The following is a 15,425-nucleotide window of genomic DNA, read 5'->3' as shown; positions in this document are numbered from 1 at the left end:
GGTATACACTCTTCTAGGAGGGATGAACAGATGAAAGATATTATGATTATTACAGGTGTCACGCAAGGGATTGGCTATGCGCTCGCTAATGCGTTCGCAAATCAATATGAAGTTGTCGGCTTGGACATTGGTGAAAATCCGAATATAAAAGGGGTGTCCTTTTATCAAGTTGACCTTGGGGATACCGAATCGATACAGCGGGTATTCGAAGACATAAAGTCACGTTTTGGACATACCCATGTATTGATTAACAACGGGGGGATCGCCTCTCTCGTCAAACCGATCGACGAACTTGAAATCGATACGTTCAAACGAGTCATCGACGTCAATTTAGTAGGAACGTTTACTTGTGCGAAATACTTTTTGGAATTAAACAAAGACAAGTCATATGGTCGCATCGTCAATATGGCTTCGACACGTGCTATGCAAAACGAACCGCACTGGGATGCGTATGGGGCTTCTAAAGGCGGGATTGTCGGTTTGACCCATTCGCTTGCCATTTCATTGAGTGATCGACCGGTAACTGTGAATGCGATTAGCCCGGGCTGGATTCATACATCAGACGAAGCGTTACGAGAAGTCGACCATCGTCAGCATCCGTCTGGCCGTGTCGGCGAAGCGGATGACATCGTCCGAGCGGTACGGTATCTGATTGATCGGAACAACGACTTTGTCAATGGTCACAATCTCGTCGTCGACGGTGGGATGACGAAGAAAATGATTTACGAAGAGTAATACGACTATATACCTATATTAAGAAAAATATTAGGTTATTTATGCCTAATTCCGGGTAAGTATTAGAAGAGTTTTCATCCGGAAGAAGGGGGTAAGTGACATGAACCCGCTTGTAGAAGAAGCGCTACGCTTTTCATCGATTCGCCATGGAGGGCAACACCGGAAAGGTTCATCGATTCCATATTTGTCACATCCGTTTTCAGTGGCATTATTGCTCGAAACGGATCACCAACCACCAACGGTCGTTGCAGCGGGACTTTTACACGATTTAATTGAGGATACGAAAACGGATTCTCAAGAAATCTTGACTAAATTTGGTCCGGACGTATTACGTCTTGTACTTGCCGTTTCTGAGAAGAACCGTGAACAGACGTGGGAACAACGAAAGCAGATGACTCTCGAGCACATCTCATCACTTCAATTCGATGAGGTCGCACTCCTCGTGGCAGATAAGCTACATAATCTTCGTTCCATCCGTTATGATTTAGAGATGGAAGGGATGACGGTGTGGCAACGTTTCAAACGCCCGATGCGAGACCAATCGTGGTACTATCATCAGTTGTTACATGCATTCGAACCGTTTCGAAGTTCAACAGATCTCATCGGCTTGTATGAACAGGAGCTTTATTCTTTATTTTATGGTCATAAAAATACAAAAGATCAAAAAGTGACACGACTCTTTGAATCGATTCTCACTCATTTTATCGAAGATGAATGGGTCCAAGAGGCAGCACCACTCTGTCAAACCGCGTATGAATTAAAGGAAATTGTTGCTCGTAATGCTGTAGAGGACGAGGAGAATGAGGCGTTTCGACAGCAACTAGAGCGAGCGGGTTGGACTTATCCGATGCTAGCTCCGCAGTTAGCAGCGTTGCAAGAACTTGGTTATCGGACTGCTATGGACGCATCGGATTTTGTTGCGCTCATGCGTCGCTCGATTGTCAACTAGATAGGTTCATGCTATAGTCAAGAGGAAGATAAAAAGGGGAGTAGCGACCACGCACGTGGTCGGTGGGTCGTCATTACAGTGTGCATGCACTCGGTCCATCGAGCTTTTACAAGTCCGCAAGACCTTTTTATGGGCGTTTTTGTCGTCCATAAAAAGGTCTTTTTTGTTTACCCAAGGAGGAGAAAAAATGGTATTTGTTTATTTCTTATTAGCTGCGGCCATCACGGTCTATGCCGCAATCAAGTTGTCCACATACGCCGATGTCATGACGGAAAAGTCAAAAATGGGCGGGATGCTCGTCGGTACCGTTTTGTTGGCAGGAGCGACGTCACTACCTGAAGTGACGACGAGTATATCAGCGGTCATGATTGACAACCCGGACATCGCTATCGGAAACATGCTCGGGTCTAACTTGTTCAATATTTTTATTTTAGCGATGTTCGATTTGTATTTCCGTCAAAAGCAACTCTTTAACTATGCGAGCCGTGATCATCTATACACGGCAGGACTTGGTTTACTCTTGACCGTGACGACATTGATCGCCTTGATTGTCCGAGTCGATATGACGTTTATCGGAATCGGTGTTGACGCACTTTTAATTGCCCTTCTATACGGGATTGGAATTTACTATATCGGGAAGCAACCGAAAGAGCCTGTCGCTGAGCATGAAGTAGAAGAAGAAGTTGTTGTCAGTAAGTATGACGATATCACATTGAAGCGTGCTGTCTTTGGTTTTCTAATCGCTGCTGTTTTAATAATGGCAGCCGGGACAGCTCTCTCCATCACCGGAGACCAGATTGCTGTCGTCACGGGACTCGGTTCTAGTTTCGTCGGGAGCTTCTTGATTGCCGCATCGACATCATTACCTGAGGCGGTAGCCGTGTTTATGGCGCTCAAGCTCCGAAACGTCAACTTGGCATTCGGTTCGATTCTCGGAAGTAACATCTTCAATATGCTCATTATCGCCATGTCGGACGTCTTCTATCGCAACGGTTCGATTTTGGCGGACGTATCGACATCACACCTTGTATCGGCGGTCGGAATTACGATTCTATCGATTCTCGTGATGTATAGCGTACTCCGACAAAATGTGACGTCGAAAGTGCGTTATGTGATTCCGTCATTGCTAGTCGTCGTCGTATACTTTGTTTCGTCTTATTTGATTTTCGTCGGGTGATTTATGCATCAGCTTCGTGCTGATGCTTTTTTTATGGGAATGTGAGGTCGTTGCTTCGGGTATAGAGGAAGGGGAGGAGGGGTGGCGATGCAAATGCATGAAGTGGGAACACGTCAAGCTTATACGATATTAATTCCGGCCTACAATCCTGATGAAGCACTCGTCACACTCGTGGAGAAGTTGAGGGCGAGCGGGTTTTCGAACATTATTGTAGTCAATGACGGTAGTGACGAGTCGACGGTGAGCATATTTAAAAAGGTGATTTCATTTGTTGACCAAGTGCTAACACACGAGCAGAATCAAGGAAAAGGTGCAGCTCTGAAAACTGGACTGCAGTATATTGCAGAGAACTATCCCGAAAAGTTAGGTGTCATCACGGTTGACGCCGATGGACAACATTTACCTGAGGATGTCGTCAATGTGTATGAGGAGGGAGTGAGTAAGCCGCATCATCTGATCATGGGAAGCCGTGACTTCAGTGGAGATGCGATTCCACTCCGAAGTCGGTTTGGGAATCAGGCAACACGATTCGTCATGTTGATTGGGAGTGGATTAAAGTTAAGAGATACTCAGACAGGACTTCGTGCTATCCCGATGCGATACGCGCGACAACTGATTGACATTCCGGGGAATCGATATGAGTTCGAGATGAATATGCTGACGTTAACAAAACGATTACAGGTTCCGATTCAACAGACGACCATCCAGACGGTATATGAAAACGAAAACGATTCATCGCATTTTAGACCGATTCTAGATTCGATTTTAATCTATCGTATGTTTTTGATGTATTCGTTATCGTCCGTCGCATCGTTCCTTGTCGACGTAGGAATGTATGCAGTGTTCATCTTTTTATTATCACCTTACTTCGATACAGTCCATGTCATCGCTGCAACGGTACTCGCACGAGTCATTTCATCTTTATTCAATTATCTCATTAATCGGAAAGTTGTCTTTCATTCGAAAGCAAGACGTTCACTTTCCAAATACTTTTCGCTCGTCGTTCTCCAGATGGCAACCTCGGCATTATTGGTCTATTTTCTTTTTCTTGTATTTAGACAAGGAGAAGTTATCCTAAAAATTATCGTCGATAGCTTTCTCTTTTTTGTCAGTTACTATGTCCAAAAGCGATGGATTTTCAAAAAATAACCGGTCATGGGCTCATGACCGGTTTAATATGCGAGCGTTCCTGTTTTAACGGACGTATAGCGATGTAGCTCTCTCGGGCTTGTAATGCCGGTTTTCTGCATCATATCACGCATGAGTAGAGCGCATACGCGAGCGTCTTCCGCGGCATCATGATGAATAAACGGCACGTTCAAGTATTCTGCCATCGTGTTCAACTTGTGGTTCGGGAGTCCTGGATACAGTTTACGTGATAATTTGACGGTACATCCGTACTCAATTGTAGGGAAATCGAATAAATCATATTTCAAAATCGCCTTTCTTAAGGCGCCCATATCAAATGAGGCGTTATGTGCGATGACGAGGTCGACTTTTCGTAAAATCGGGTAAAGAGAGGCAAGTACTTCCGGTAACGCGGGGGCATCCCACACGTCACTCGGACGAATGCCATGAACCCGTATGTTCCCCATATCAAAATCTTCCTCTGGATTGACGAGTCGTTGATCAGTTTCGATCACTTCTCCATTTTGCAGGATGCTCCACCCGACTGAGCAGATGCTACGGCTATCTCGATTAGCGGTCTCCACATCGAGAGCGAGGATGGTATGTTGCATGGTTCACCTTCTTTCTTCACAATAAAAAAAGTCTAACAGAAAGTTAGACGAATGTCGTGCTTAAGCGGCGACGAGGGTACGGCAAGCTTCGGCACAGCGCTCGCACGCTTTTGCACAAGCCTGACAGTGGTCATGCAAGTGACGGCCACATTCGACGGCACATGTATCACATACTTGAGCACACAAGGCGACAATTGGTTTAGAGAAGGCCGAATCTGTTTCTAAGGCATTTAAAGCCAACGTACAAATGTCTGAGCATTCTCGTGTCAGTCGAATGCATTCGGTAAACATGTGTAAATCCTCTTCTTGTAAACTTTTTGAGAAGCAATGGTTGCATGTGCGCATACATTCAATCACGCTCGCCAATGTTTCTTCTACAGATGTGCGTTCCATCAATATTCCCCCTTGTATGAAAAAGTCTATCTTTCATTACCCGTTCATATAAAGGTTGAATCGCACCATACCAATAAAAAAGTCACATCTCTTAAGAGATGTGACAGATTAATGGAGCATAGGGGGCTCGAACCCCTGACCTCTACGCTGCCAGCGTAGCGCTCTCCCAGCTGAGCTAATGCCCCGTTCAAAATCATTATATCATCGTAGTATTCGACATGGCAATTCCCTTTTGCAATTTAGGTTTATAAAATTGAAGACGTGGGAATTTCATGTTAGACGTTATATTAAGAAAGCAGGTGTGCTTCATGGAAATGATTCTTTTGGCACTCTTACCGGCACTCATGTGGGGAAGTATTCCACTCATCGTGTCGAAAGTGGGAGGAAAACCGATTCAGCAGTTAATCGGAACGACCATTGGAGCGATGATCATGGCGGCCGTGATTGCCCTCGTATTCCGACCGGAGTTCACGACACTCGCCATCGTGACCGGATTTATCTCAGGGGCGTTCTGGGCGCTCGGTCAATATTTGCAGTTCCAATCGTTCCAAATCCTAAGCGTCTCCAAAGCGATGCCGATCAGTACGGGGATGCAGCTCGTCGGGACGTCTCTCTTTGGGGTCATCGTACTCGGTGACTGGCAGACGACGACGGAGTTATGGTTAGGGTTTTCAGCGCTCGTCTTGATTATCATCGGGGCGACCATGACTTCGTATCAACAGAAAAAAGACAAAGATAGCGCCGGTGCGTTGAAGAAGGGATTACTCGTCCTATTCGTCTCGAGTATCGGTTACGTCACGTATGCGGTTTTGACGAACTACTTTGAAGTAGAAGGCATCACCGCGATTCTTCCACAATCTGTCGGAATGTTCATCGCTGCTCTTCTTTTCAGTATCCGTGAGAAGGACGTGAAGAAAATCGATCCACGTACGTTCAAGAATATTTTAGCCGGGATTGCCTGGGGGATCGGGAACTTCGGTCTCTTCGTCTCGAGCGGAGAAGTAGGAATTGCGACTTCATTCGCTTTATCTCAATTGAACGTCGTCGTGGCGACACTCGGTGGGATCTATCTCTTGAAAGAAGAGAAGACGACAAAAGAGCGTGTCTATGTCTTTATGGGAATTGGCTTGATTGTCGTTGCCGGGTTTATGCTTGGGATTGCCAAGAGTTAAATTTCGATGATGAAATGATAAGAGCCTTGAATGAGCACTCGTACTAGCGTGCCATTCAGGTTTTTTTTGATTAGCGATATTAAGGGAGAGCAGGAGATGATGTGACCGATAGGGAAGTAATGCTTACTCATGTAATCTACATGGTACAGGGTACGTAACACATTCATGATTGCTCGGAAAATTGCAGAGTAAAGGGGAAACGAATCATGGAATCAAATGTAGTGACGATATCAGCGCTCGTCGATGCACCAATCGACACAGTCTGGAAACTGTGGACAGACCCAGATCATATTAAACAATGGAATCATGCGTCTGACGATTGGCATACGACCGAAGCGGAAAACGACTTACGGATTGGCGGGAAATTTCGAAGTCGGATGGAAGCAAAAGATCAAAGCATGGGCTTTGATTTTGAAGGAGTATATGAAGAAGTTAAAGTAAATGAGCTCATTCATTATCGTCTTGACGATGAACGGAGAGTTAGAATTTCATTTGCTTCAGAAGAGAATCAGACGAAAGTGATCGAGGTATTTGATACAGAGTCGATGAATCCGATTGAATTGCAACGACAAGGCTGGCAGGCAATTCTCGACAATTTCACTCGGTATGCGAATGAATTTAATAAGTAGGTCGAATAATTTAAACTAAATATCGGCAGGGTCCATGTTGAAGTTGATATGGATTCTACCGATTGTCATTATAAACATCCAAAATTACTCATTACATAGAGGGTGAAAACTCTAAGTTTAATGAGGGTGTATGACAGTTTGAAGTTTCTGTAGGATATCAATTATTAGAGAAAATTTTAATAGATAGTTTAAAATCGGTTCTTCATTTTTACATATAAAAGGATGAATACATTTATCACAAAAAAGATAAAAGCACTAAACACTCCCGTTACAGTTGCAAAATTAATGACTCCTTCTGTAAATACTGACAAATCTAATATAAGGCCGTAAGGGAAAACGAAAAAGGCACCAAACATCAAGTGCATCAAAAATGAAGTTATTTTTTTGATTTTGAATGTCATACGTTGACTTAGAAACTCCTAAAAAATAGAGGTCATTATTCCATAAGTGAAAATAATAGGTGAGGCATAAAACACATACATAAAAACAATCTGAAAATAAGTAAAATCTTCAAACACAGGTATGAAGACTGGCAGAGAAAAACTCAGAATAATTGAAGATAAACAGGCTACCATCAATTTTTGAACAATCATTTGCTTCTCCATACGAAAGAAATGACAAACGCAATAAAGCCTCCGATTACAACAATATAGAATAGCGAGTAGAAAACAAACTCGCCGATATCTTCAAGACTCTTAAACGTGTTCTCTACAATCATTGGTTCAGATAAAATCCCAATCGTCACGATCGGCAGAAAAAGAATCCAAAACCGTTTCCAAAAATATGAGCTGTATGATGTCGATTGATGTGAAGTCAAATAAAAAACCTCCTTATAAAAAGTTCCATACTTTACCATATTGTAACACGTGAATTGTATGAATAAATAGATAGAACTGAGTGAAATAATTTTTCTCATACAAAAAAACAGCGAGGACGTCAAACGTCCAGGCTGTTTGATATCAGTTATTCATTCGACGCGCTCAATTCACCCGTCCCGAACGTCGCACTAAAAGCACGGCACCAGATCACTACGGTGCTATATTCTGACAGATCGACATCTGCCGGAACTAAATAGTTTTGGTTTCCTGTATTCCCTTTAAGTGCGCCAAGTCGAATCCCTTCGGACGTCTCTTGCCCGGGTTTTGTCAAATAGACAAATAAGTCAGGTCCGTTCGTCGTTTCAAACTCTTCAAATCGTAGATACGTCCCGTCTTCTGCCTCGACGGAGCGAATCGTGCCGGTCGTCTCATAATTTTTCTCCCCGTCCATAAACACACCTGCTACTTCGGTTTGACTCGGTTGTGCTTCCGGTGTCTCGGTTGTCTCTTCCTCTGTCTCTTCTTCTGGAACAGGCGTCTCAACAGCTGTCGGTGGTAGTCCTTCATCGACGGTCTCTGTCAAGAAAAGCGGTGAGATGAGCCACCAGGCGACGGCGATCACGGCTACGCCGATTACACCGATGATGAGTTTCGTACTTGTTTTCATGTATGAGTCCTCCTTTTCGGATGTATGAACCATTAATAGCCTTTTCCCGATTATTGGGCTTATAAAAGACGCGAATGTTAAAATTCGCGTCTGATGACCGTTATACGGTTTCGGTCCAGTTCTCTTCGATGAACGTGTCCCGTCCTGAGATGGCCCGGTCTTCTTTATAGTGTTTTGGGTTCTTTTTATGGTAATCCTGGTGATACTCTTCCGCTTCGAAGAATGTCGTCGCCGGAGTGATTTTTGTGACAATCGGTGCCGTGAAGCGACCACTTGCCGCCAATACGTCTCGACTCGCTTCAGCCGCGATTCGTTGTTCCTCCGTGTGATAAAAGATGGCTGGGGCATACTGAGGCCCGCGGTCTTGGAATTGACCACCGTCGTCGGTCGGGTCGGTCTGAATCCAATATAGTTCGAGGAGACGCTCATATGAGAACAAAGATGGATCATATGTGATCTGAACGACTTCTAAATGACCAGTCGTTCCCGTTTTGACTTGCTCATACGTAGGATTGTCGATATGTCCGCCCATATAGCCAGATACGATTCCTTCAATCCCTGGTAATTCTTCAAATGGTGTCACCATGCACCAAAAACAGCCGCCTGCGAATGTTGCTTTTTCCATACTGTAGTTCCCTCCAAATCGTCATTCAACAAAAAAGCGCTCACGTCGGAAGACATGAGCGCTTTCGTCATATCGTCCAAGGTTTCCCTTGCTGGTCGTAGCACCTTGCCTGTGGCAGGTTGCTGTGAAGTCATGGAGCCAGATCTCTCGTTCACTCTTGATATCGATATGTAGTTGGTGAGAGCATCATACCACCCTCAAAATACTTTCGTCAATGATTCGGTTTTCGCTTCAACTGAAAAATCGTCAAGACGATGATGAATCCGATCAACCCGATTGAAATGAACGGAGCATACGGCACATTCTCGCCGTATAACTGCAAGAAAAATAGACCGAACACAGCGAGAAGCACGAATATATAGGAGCGTGTCATAGGAACCTCCTGTTTTTTCTTAAGTGTAACAAGAACACATCGACTTGGCGATAAGAAAAGGAAATCAGGCATAGAGCACGAATAAAGTGGGAGAGATAAAGGAGGAATGTAGGATGGAACAAATCCAATTACATGAACTGACGATTGAACGTGCACATCGTGGATATAAAGAAGGACAATTCACGGCACGAGATATAACAGCGTATTATCTTAGAAGGATTGCTGCATATAATGAGCGACTTCATGCCGTCATTCAGGTGAATCCGGACGCCCTGTTCGAGGCAGAGGCGGCAGACCGGGCCTATAAAAAAGGAGTACGCAAACCGCTCCTCGGCATCCCGGTCTTAATTAAGGACAATATCGAGACAGCCGGTCTGATGCGTACGACAGCAGGTGCCGCCGCCATGCGACATCATTTTGCAGGTCGAGATGCCGAGCTCGTGAAACGATTGCGGGCTGACGGGGCCATCATTCTCGGAAAAGCGAACCTGTCCGAGTGGGCGAACTTTTTAACAGAAGATATGCCGAATGGTTGGAGTGCTGTTGGCGGACAAACGAAGAACCCTTATGGCGACCAATTAGATGTCGGGGGATCGAGTTCTGGATCGGCTTCGGCGGTTGCGGCGAACTTGACACTCCTTGCCGTCGGATCTGAGACGAGCGGCTCGATTGTACACCCGAGTGTGCATAATAGTATCGTCGGAATCAAGCCGACCGTCGGCTTGATCAGTCGTTCAGGAATCATTCCGATCTCACGTTCTCAGGATACGGCTGGACCGATGGCGCGTACCCTTCGTGATGCGGTCGTTGCGTTACAGACAATGTGTGGTGAAGATTCGACTGATCCTGCGACGTGGGAAACTCCAGTCGGACCGCCTTATGTGACATGTCTCGATGTCCGTCAAGCCGTCGGGATGCGTGTCGGATTTATCAAGCCAACTATTTCAGACGAAGAAGTCGGATTGTATGAACAGGCACTTCGATTGCTGCGTCAAGCCGAGGTTGAACTCGTCGAAATCACGTTACCAAAGCATTCAGCATTAGAACAGGCAGATATTTTGTTTGATGAATTCAAGCTTGGGATTGAGGCGTATCTTGCGAACACAACTGTTCCATTTAAGACGCTTTCAGACTTGATCGAATGGAACGCGGACCACCCCGAATCTATTCCGCACGGGCAGACCATCTTTGAACAGTCAGATGCACGTTCAGGGCGTCTCGTCGAAGCTAGTTATCTCGACCGTCGGATTGATGATGTTCATTTCGCAAAAATGGACGGAATGGATGAGCTATTAAAAGCGCAAAAACTGGACGCGATCGTCTTGCCACATGACATGAACTATGACATGGCTGCGAAAGCAGGACACCCGACAATCACGGTCCCTTATAAACGAAAACAGAGCGGGGCCCCGTTCGGTCTATCGTTCACGGGAACGAGCTTTGCGGAACGAGATTTGATTCGTGTCGCTTATGCGTTCGAACAGTTCATCACACGACCGACGCCTCCAGATTATTCGTAAGTTGCACCCGTCTCTGACGTCCGCTACAATGGTACGTATGCGGATTAGAGAAAGGACAGGTTAGAATGAAATCATCTATATACGGGTTGACGTTCGATCAGCTCACAAACGAGTGCACGGAAGCAGGATATGGTGCCTTCCACGCACGTCAAGTCTGGGACTCGCTCTACATCGATCGAGTCAAATCGATGGACGCGCTGAACGTCCGTGACGAAGTACGCGATTACTTAACTGAGAAATATGTCATCTCGACACAAGAACTGTTCGTCAAACAAGAAGCGGGCGATGGGACGGTCAAATTCTTACTTAAATTGCATGATGGTCACTATATCGAGACGGTGCTCATGCGTCATAAATATGGTCGCTCAGTCTGTGTGACAACACAGGTCGGTTGTAACATCGGCTGCAGCTTCTGTGCGAGCGGCTTGTTGAAAAAGACACGTGATTTGACGGCTGGTGAGGTCGTCGAGCAAATCATGACTGTCCAACATTTCCTCGATGGGGAAGGAGAAGGGGACCGCGTCAGTCATATCGTCGTTATGGGAATCGGTGAACCGTTCGATAACTTCGATAACTTGGTCGACTTCTTGCGCGTCGTCAAAGATGAGCGTGGTCTTGCAATCGCTCCACGTAAAATCAACGTGTCGACGAGTGGTCTTGCGGACAAGATTTATAAGTTTGCGGACCTCGACTTACGCATCAACTTGGCGCTCTCTCTGCATGCGCCAAACGATGAATTACGCACACGTATCATGAAAATCAACCGGGCGTTCCCGCTTGATAAACTCATGCCGTCGATTCGCTATTACGTCGAGAAGACGAATAAGCGGATCACATTCGAGTATATCTTGCTCTCGAAAGTGAACGATTTACCGGAACATGCGGAAGAACTCGCGGACTTGATTGAAGACATCAAGGACAAGTCTTACATCAACTTGATTCCGTATAATCCTGTCAACGAGCATATCCAATATGAGCGAAGCACACCGGAAGATATCATGGCGTTTTATGATATCTTGAAAAAGCGTGGTGTCAACACAGGTGTCCGTCTCGAACATGGGACAGATATCGATGCAGCTTGCGGTCAGCTCCGCAGTAAGCATATGAACGTCGAAGGCGCGAAGTAATCAAATGGCCTCTCCGAATTTTTCGGGGAGGCCATTCGCTTATCGTTTTTGTCCGACATATTGAATCACAGCTGATTCGCCGTGATGGAGTGTCCCTTCTTCTCGCCATACGACATTCTCGTTTAAGACCAGAGAAATGAAATTGTCTTCGAGTTGGTGGAACATCTCTTCGGTGTACAGAAGTGAGACGTCTTTTGGTCCGCCTGTCCCGTAGGCGAGTTGATGTGTAGAGTACACTTCAGTCAGGAATACGCCACCAGGTCGTAGTGTTTTCAGAATACCGGCGAGCACCTTTTCTCTGACATGTGGTGGAAAGTGGCCAAAGATGCAGATGACTAGGTCATACGTATCTTGCGACCAGTCCGCTTCATTCAAGTCAATCTGCTTCGTTTGAAGAGAGACGTTTCGTGAAGTTGCCAAGCGCTTCGCTTTTTCGAGTCCTACTTTCGAAGCGTCCCACATCTCGACGTCGAAGTCGAGCGTGGCTAGCCAGACTGCATTTCGACCTTCCCCCTCTGCGATGGCCAATACACGTTTTCCTTCGATCTGATGAGAGGTGATCCATTCGCGTAAAAATTCGTTCGGCTCTGTCCCATACACATAATCCTCCGAGCTAAATCGTTCATCCCATTTAGACAAGACATTCACTTCCTCTCTACTTTTCTTTCACTATAGCAAATCGAAACAGTGACGGTGAAAATCCATCACGATTTTCCGAATTCATGCATAGTCCAGATGGGAGAAGGGAATAGATTTCTGAACTAATGGATAGAGTGGAGGCTAAGTAATGGAGAGAGTAGATGCGTCGTTATGGATTCGGGTACGAAATACGCTTGGTGAAGGTCCGTGTTGGGATGCTGAGTTGAAGCGTTTTTATTGGGTAGATATCGAAGGTCATACATTATGGTGGTATGACGAGCGAGAAGACGAGATTTCTTCTTTCGAGGTCGGAAAACAGGTCGGTTTTGTCATACCAAAAGTGACGGATGGTGTCGTCCTCGGGTTGAAAGACGGAATCTATGAATGGGATGAAATTAATCGAGAGTTAAATAAAATTGTTGAGCTGGATGACCCTGATGGTCGATTACGTTTCAACGACGGGAAAGCTGATCCATATGGTCGTATTTTCGCAGGTACGCTCCATCTTGAGGATGAAGAAAACCAAGCAAAACTGTATCGAGTCGATCGAGATGGAACGACGACATCACTCATGGATGAATTGACACTTTCGAACGGGTTGACATGGTCGCCTGACCATTCCGTTTTTTACCATATCGATACACCGACTGAGAAAATTCGGAAATATGATTTTGATTTGAAGTCAGGAACGCTCTCGAACGGAGAGGTCGTAATTGATTTTTCAGAGGAAGAAGGTTTTCCTGACGGGATGACGTCCGATTCTGAAGGTTGTCTATGGATTGCACATTACGCTGGTGGACGAGTTTCACGTTGGGACCCGTCAACAGGTGAAAAATTATTGGAAGTGCATGTTCCGGCACCAAACGTCACCTCCTGTGCCTTTATCGGAGATGGGCTGAATCGATTAGCCATCACGACGGCGCGTGAAGGAATGGATGAGGAGGCGCTTTCCGAATATCCGGATGCGGGATCAGTATTTATCGTCGACACGGAAGTGAAAGGGATGCCATTGTATCGTTTCGGTCGCTGAGGAGGAAATACGATGGTGAAACGACTGTTAGTTCGAGCTGGTATTGGGTTGGCAGTTGCTGCAGCAGTTAAGATGGGGATTCAAAAGATCCAAGAAAATCGAGCAAGTGAAGAAGATCATTCTTACCTCGACCCGAAGTGGGATGAGGTGCCGAGCGTCGATTCAGACAAAGATGAGGACGAGGTCGGATTGACTCAACTCGACTCGATTTATCGGGCTGAATGGCAGGCGAACGCTTATCCGCGCTCGGAAGCCGAAAGAAGGGCACTTGAAGAATAAATACCCACATGTTCAAAAACACGTCGTTGGACGTGTTTTTTTGTTGACAAAAAGATGTTACCATTCCATTATATAAAAAGTAATAATTACGATTTAAATGGAGGATATATCATGAAACGAATTCCAATTACGGTACTATCGGGGTATCTTGGTAGCGGCAAGACGACGCTGCTTAATCACATCTTACATAACCGAGATCACAAGAAATATGCGGTCATCGTGAATGATATGAGTGAACTGAATATCGATGAAAAGTTGATTGAGCAAGGAGGATTCTCTCGGACCAATGAAAAACTAGTCGAGCTCTCGAATGGATGCATCTGTTGCACGCTCCGAGAAGATTTGCTGACGTCTGTCTATGAATTAACGAAAGATCGCGAGCTCGATGGCATCATCATCGAGTCTTCTGGGATTTCAGAGCCGATTCCCGTTGCGCAGACGTTTTCGTATGCCGACGATGCGCTCGGAATCGATTTGACGAGTCGTGTCTATATCGATGCGATGGTCACCGTCGTCGATGCGTACCGCTTCTTCAAAGATTTCAATTCCGGTGAATCGCTTATGGAACGCCAACAAGCCGTCGATACAGGTGACGTACGTGAAGTCGTCGACCTTCTCGTCGACCAAGTCGAGTTTGCGGACATCATCGTATTGAACAAGGCGGACAGGGTATCTGAAGAAGAACTGCAGGAGATGAAGGGCTTACTGAAAACGCTCAATCCGAGCGCAAGGTTGTTGACGTCGACCTACTCGAATGTGGCGTTAGACGACCTGCTAGACGTCCAGTTGTTCGATTTTGACCAAGCGATGCGCGCCGCAGGTTGGATTCAAGAGCTCGAGTCGGAAGAACATACGCCGGAAACGGAAGAGTATGGCATCAGTTCGTTCGTTTACCGCCGGCGTCGACCATTCCATCCTGAGCGTTTGATGAATTGGATGGAACATTACCCTAAAGAAATCGTTCGTGCCAAAGGTTTCTTATGGATTGCGACACGAAACGACCTCGCTTGTCTGTTTTCACAGGCTGGGTATGCATCAACGCTCGAACATGCGGGGCGTTGGTTAGCGACACTTCCGAAGAGTGAACGAGAGGCTATGTTTGCAACCGAACCGGAACTGCGCGAAGACTACATCGAGCCGTACGGAGACCGACAGAACGAATTGGTCCTCATCGGTCAACGAATGGACCGGGAGACGGTCGAGCGGTCACTTGATGCTTGCTTATTGACGGATGAGGAGATGGAAACATCGTGGGATACGTTCCATGACCCGCTCCCGGGTACAGGTCAATTCGTCACATATTCAGATTGACCGTTTACAAAGCTTCGAAACATCGCTATACTGTGACTGCATAAGTAACCGCATATCAATGACTGCACTAGGGGTGCTTCGGCTGAGATGAGAGCATGGCTCCGATCCCTTATAACTCGATCCAGATAATACTGGCGTGAGGAAGTGCGGCACTTTCTCTATGCAAGTTTGTATAGATTTTGCTGCTGCATTCTCATGAATGCGGCTTTTTTTATGCAAACACATTTAGAGGGGGAAATAGA

General features: G+C 45.9%; 17 protein-coding genes, 1 tRNA gene and 2 riboswitches. Of the genes, 11 read left to right on the top strand and 7 right to left on the bottom strand.

Going from position 1 to position 15,425, the window contains the following annotated elements:
• The first annotated feature begins 30 nt into the window (after window positions 1–30).
• The 4 genes from KNP04_RS00770 (at window position 31) to KNP04_RS00755 (ending at window position 4,010) form a co-directional block, all read left to right on the top strand.
• Window positions 31–735 carry an SDR family NAD(P)-dependent oxidoreductase gene (locus KNP04_RS00770; RefSeq protein WP_214874460.1) on the top strand — a complete coding sequence of 235 codons (705 nt, stop codon included), beginning with the start codon at window positions 31–33 and terminating at the stop codon, window positions 733–735.
• A gap of 100 nt (window positions 736–835) precedes the next feature.
• Complete coding sequence (locus KNP04_RS00765) at window positions 836–1,684, top strand: HD domain-containing protein (protein WP_214874459.1); 849 nt, start codon at window positions 836–838, stop codon at window positions 1,682–1,684.
• Window positions 1,685–1,871: 187 nt separating this feature from the next.
• Complete coding sequence (locus KNP04_RS00760) at window positions 1,872–2,861, top strand: sodium:calcium antiporter (RefSeq protein WP_214874458.1); 990 nt, start codon at window positions 1,872–1,874, stop codon at window positions 2,859–2,861.
• 87 nt (window positions 2,862–2,948) lie between these two features.
• A complete protein-coding gene (locus tag KNP04_RS00755) occupies window positions 2,949–4,010 on the top strand; it encodes a bifunctional glycosyltransferase family 2/GtrA family protein (RefSeq protein ID WP_214874457.1) in 1,062 nt (353 codons plus the stop codon).
• 23 nt (window positions 4,011–4,033) lie between these two features.
• Here KNP04_RS00755 and KNP04_RS00750 read toward each other — a convergent pair whose 3' ends face one another.
• The 3 genes from KNP04_RS00750 to KNP04_RS00740 form a co-directional block, all read right to left on the bottom strand.
• Window positions 4,034–4,600, bottom strand: coding sequence for a 3'-5' exonuclease (locus tag KNP04_RS00750; RefSeq protein WP_214874456.1), 567 nt, complete (start codon window positions 4,598–4,600; stop codon window positions 4,034–4,036).
• Between the two features lie 60 nt (window positions 4,601–4,660).
• Window positions 4,661–4,993 (bottom strand): four-helix bundle copper-binding protein, encoded by a 333-nt coding sequence (locus tag KNP04_RS00745; RefSeq protein WP_214692613.1) that lies wholly within the window; start codon window positions 4,991–4,993, stop codon window positions 4,661–4,663.
• A 112-nt stretch (window positions 4,994–5,105) separates the two neighbouring features.
• Window positions 5,106–5,178 (bottom strand) — tRNA-Ala (locus KNP04_RS00740).
• A 123-nt stretch (window positions 5,179–5,301) separates the two neighbouring features.
• Between KNP04_RS00740 and KNP04_RS00735 the strand changes: the two genes are divergently transcribed.
• Together KNP04_RS00735 and KNP04_RS00730 are read left to right on the top strand one after the other, a co-directional pair.
• Entirely contained in the window at window positions 5,302–6,165 is an 864-nt protein-coding gene (locus KNP04_RS00735; RefSeq protein ID WP_214782678.1) for a GRP family sugar transporter, read from the top strand.
• Window positions 6,166–6,371: 206 nt separating this feature from the next.
• A complete protein-coding gene (locus tag KNP04_RS00730) occupies window positions 6,372–6,794 on the top strand; it encodes an SRPBCC family protein (RefSeq protein ID WP_214874455.1) in 423 nt (140 codons plus the stop codon).
• A 963-nt stretch (window positions 6,795–7,757) separates the two neighbouring features.
• Here KNP04_RS00730 and KNP04_RS00725 read toward each other — a convergent pair.
• From KNP04_RS00725 to KNP04_RS00715, 3 genes are all read right to left on the bottom strand, one after another.
• Window positions 7,758–8,279, bottom strand: coding sequence for a DM13 domain-containing protein (locus KNP04_RS00725; RefSeq protein WP_214820008.1), 522 nt, complete (start codon window positions 8,277–8,279; stop codon window positions 7,758–7,760).
• Window positions 8,280–8,379: 100 nt separating this feature from the next.
• Complete coding sequence (msrA, locus tag KNP04_RS00720) at window positions 8,380–8,904, bottom strand: peptide-methionine (S)-S-oxide reductase MsrA (protein WP_214820006.1); 525 nt, start codon at window positions 8,902–8,904, stop codon at window positions 8,380–8,382.
• 67 nt (window positions 8,905–8,971) lie between these two features.
• Window positions 8,972–9,071, bottom strand: a riboswitch (SAM riboswitch).
• Window positions 9,072–9,115: 44 nt separating this feature from the next.
• On the bottom strand, window positions 9,116–9,277 hold the full coding sequence (locus KNP04_RS00715; RefSeq protein ID WP_214874454.1) for a hypothetical protein: 162 nt from the start codon (window positions 9,275–9,277) through the stop codon (window positions 9,116–9,118).
• 113 nt (window positions 9,278–9,390) lie between these two features.
• Here KNP04_RS00715 and KNP04_RS00710 point away from each other — a divergent pair, with 113 nt between their 5' ends.
• On the top strand, window positions 9,391–10,797 hold the full coding sequence (locus tag KNP04_RS00710; protein WP_214874453.1) for an amidase family protein: 1,407 nt from the start codon (window positions 9,391–9,393) through the stop codon (window positions 10,795–10,797).
• A 65-nt stretch (window positions 10,798–10,862) separates the two neighbouring features.
• The gene (rlmN, locus tag KNP04_RS00705; RefSeq protein WP_214692573.1) at window positions 10,863–11,924 is read left to right on the top strand and encodes a dual-specificity RNA methyltransferase RlmN; all 1,062 of its coding nucleotides are present in this window, start codon (window positions 10,863–10,865) and stop codon (window positions 11,922–11,924) included.
• Between the two features lie 39 nt (window positions 11,925–11,963).
• Here the strand turns inward: rlmN and KNP04_RS00700 are convergent, their stop codons facing one another.
• Window positions 11,964–12,572, bottom strand: a complete 609-nt coding sequence (locus tag KNP04_RS00700) for a class I SAM-dependent methyltransferase (RefSeq protein ID WP_353047896.1) — start codon at window positions 12,570–12,572, stop codon at window positions 11,964–11,966.
• A gap of 139 nt (window positions 12,573–12,711) precedes the next feature.
• On the opposite strand from KNP04_RS00700, the gene KNP04_RS00695 reads away from it, so the two are divergent.
• From KNP04_RS00695 to KNP04_RS00685, 3 genes are all read left to right on the top strand, one after another.
• Window positions 12,712–13,593, top strand: coding sequence for an SMP-30/gluconolactonase/LRE family protein (locus KNP04_RS00695; protein ID WP_214874451.1), 882 nt, complete (start codon window positions 12,712–12,714; stop codon window positions 13,591–13,593).
• A 12-nt stretch (window positions 13,594–13,605) separates the two neighbouring features.
• Window positions 13,606–13,872 (top strand): hypothetical protein, encoded by a 267-nt coding sequence (locus tag KNP04_RS00690; protein WP_214874450.1) that lies wholly within the window; start codon window positions 13,606–13,608, stop codon window positions 13,870–13,872.
• Between the two features lie 111 nt (window positions 13,873–13,983).
• Window positions 13,984–15,183: a GTP-binding protein gene (locus KNP04_RS00685; RefSeq protein WP_214874449.1), complete on the top strand. Its 1,200-nt coding sequence runs from the start codon at window positions 13,984–13,986 to the stop codon at window positions 15,181–15,183.
• Between the two features lie 59 nt (window positions 15,184–15,242).
• A riboswitch (TPP riboswitch) is annotated at window positions 15,243–15,343 on the top strand.
• Window positions 15,344–15,425 lie beyond the last annotated feature (82 nt).

The organism is Exiguobacterium sp. CH10 (assembly GCF_018617635.1).
Lineage (GTDB): Bacteria > Bacillota > Bacilli > Exiguobacteriales > Exiguobacteriaceae > Exiguobacterium > Exiguobacterium aestuarii_A.
Note: the sequence above shows the minus strand (reverse complement) of the source record. Positions and strands in the feature narration are given on the sequence as shown.

What these genes read in the sequence shown, in the direction of transcription:
- KNP04_RS00725 (WP_214820008.1), bottom strand. Translation starts at nt 8,279, where the DNA reads ATGAAAACAAGTACGAAACTCATCATCGGTGTAATCGGCGTAGCCGTG.
- KNP04_RS00750 (WP_214874456.1), bottom strand. Translation starts at nt 4,600, where the DNA reads ATGCAACATACCATCCTCGCTCTCGATGTGGAGACCGCTAATCGAGAT.
- KNP04_RS00690 (WP_214874450.1), top strand. Translation starts at nt 13,606, where the DNA reads ATGGTGAAACGACTGTTAGTTCGAGCTGGTATTGGGTTGGCAGTTGCT.
- KNP04_RS00685 (WP_214874449.1), top strand. Translation starts at nt 13,984, where the DNA reads ATGAAACGAATTCCAATTACGGTACTATCGGGGTATCTTGGTAGCGGC.
- KNP04_RS00695 (WP_214874451.1), top strand. Translation starts at nt 12,712, where the DNA reads ATGGAGAGAGTAGATGCGTCGTTATGGATTCGGGTACGAAATACGCTT.
- KNP04_RS00765 (WP_214874459.1), top strand. Translation starts at nt 836, where the DNA reads ATGAACCCGCTTGTAGAAGAAGCGCTACGCTTTTCATCGATTCGCCAT.
- rlmN (WP_214692573.1), top strand. Translation starts at nt 10,863, where the DNA reads ATGAAATCATCTATATACGGGTTGACGTTCGATCAGCTCACAAACGAG.
- KNP04_RS00735 (WP_214782678.1), top strand. Translation starts at nt 5,302, where the DNA reads ATGGAAATGATTCTTTTGGCACTCTTACCGGCACTCATGTGGGGAAGT.
- KNP04_RS00715 (WP_214874454.1), bottom strand. Translation starts at nt 9,277, where the DNA reads ATGACACGCTCCTATATATTCGTGCTTCTCGCTGTGTTCGGTCTATTT.
- KNP04_RS00730 (WP_214874455.1), top strand. Translation starts at nt 6,372, where the DNA reads ATGGAATCAAATGTAGTGACGATATCAGCGCTCGTCGATGCACCAATC.
- KNP04_RS00745 (WP_214692613.1), bottom strand. Translation starts at nt 4,993, where the DNA reads ATGGAACGCACATCTGTAGAAGAAACATTGGCGAGCGTGATTGAATGT.
- KNP04_RS00770 (WP_214874460.1), top strand. Translation starts at nt 31, where the DNA reads ATGAAAGATATTATGATTATTACAGGTGTCACGCAAGGGATTGGCTAT.
- KNP04_RS00710 (WP_214874453.1), top strand. Translation starts at nt 9,391, where the DNA reads ATGGAACAAATCCAATTACATGAACTGACGATTGAACGTGCACATCGT.
- KNP04_RS00755 (WP_214874457.1), top strand. Translation starts at nt 2,949, where the DNA reads ATGCAAATGCATGAAGTGGGAACACGTCAAGCTTATACGATATTAATT.
- msrA (WP_214820006.1), bottom strand. Translation starts at nt 8,904, where the DNA reads ATGGAAAAAGCAACATTCGCAGGCGGCTGTTTTTGGTGCATGGTGACA.
- KNP04_RS00760 (WP_214874458.1), top strand. Translation starts at nt 1,872, where the DNA reads ATGGTATTTGTTTATTTCTTATTAGCTGCGGCCATCACGGTCTATGCC.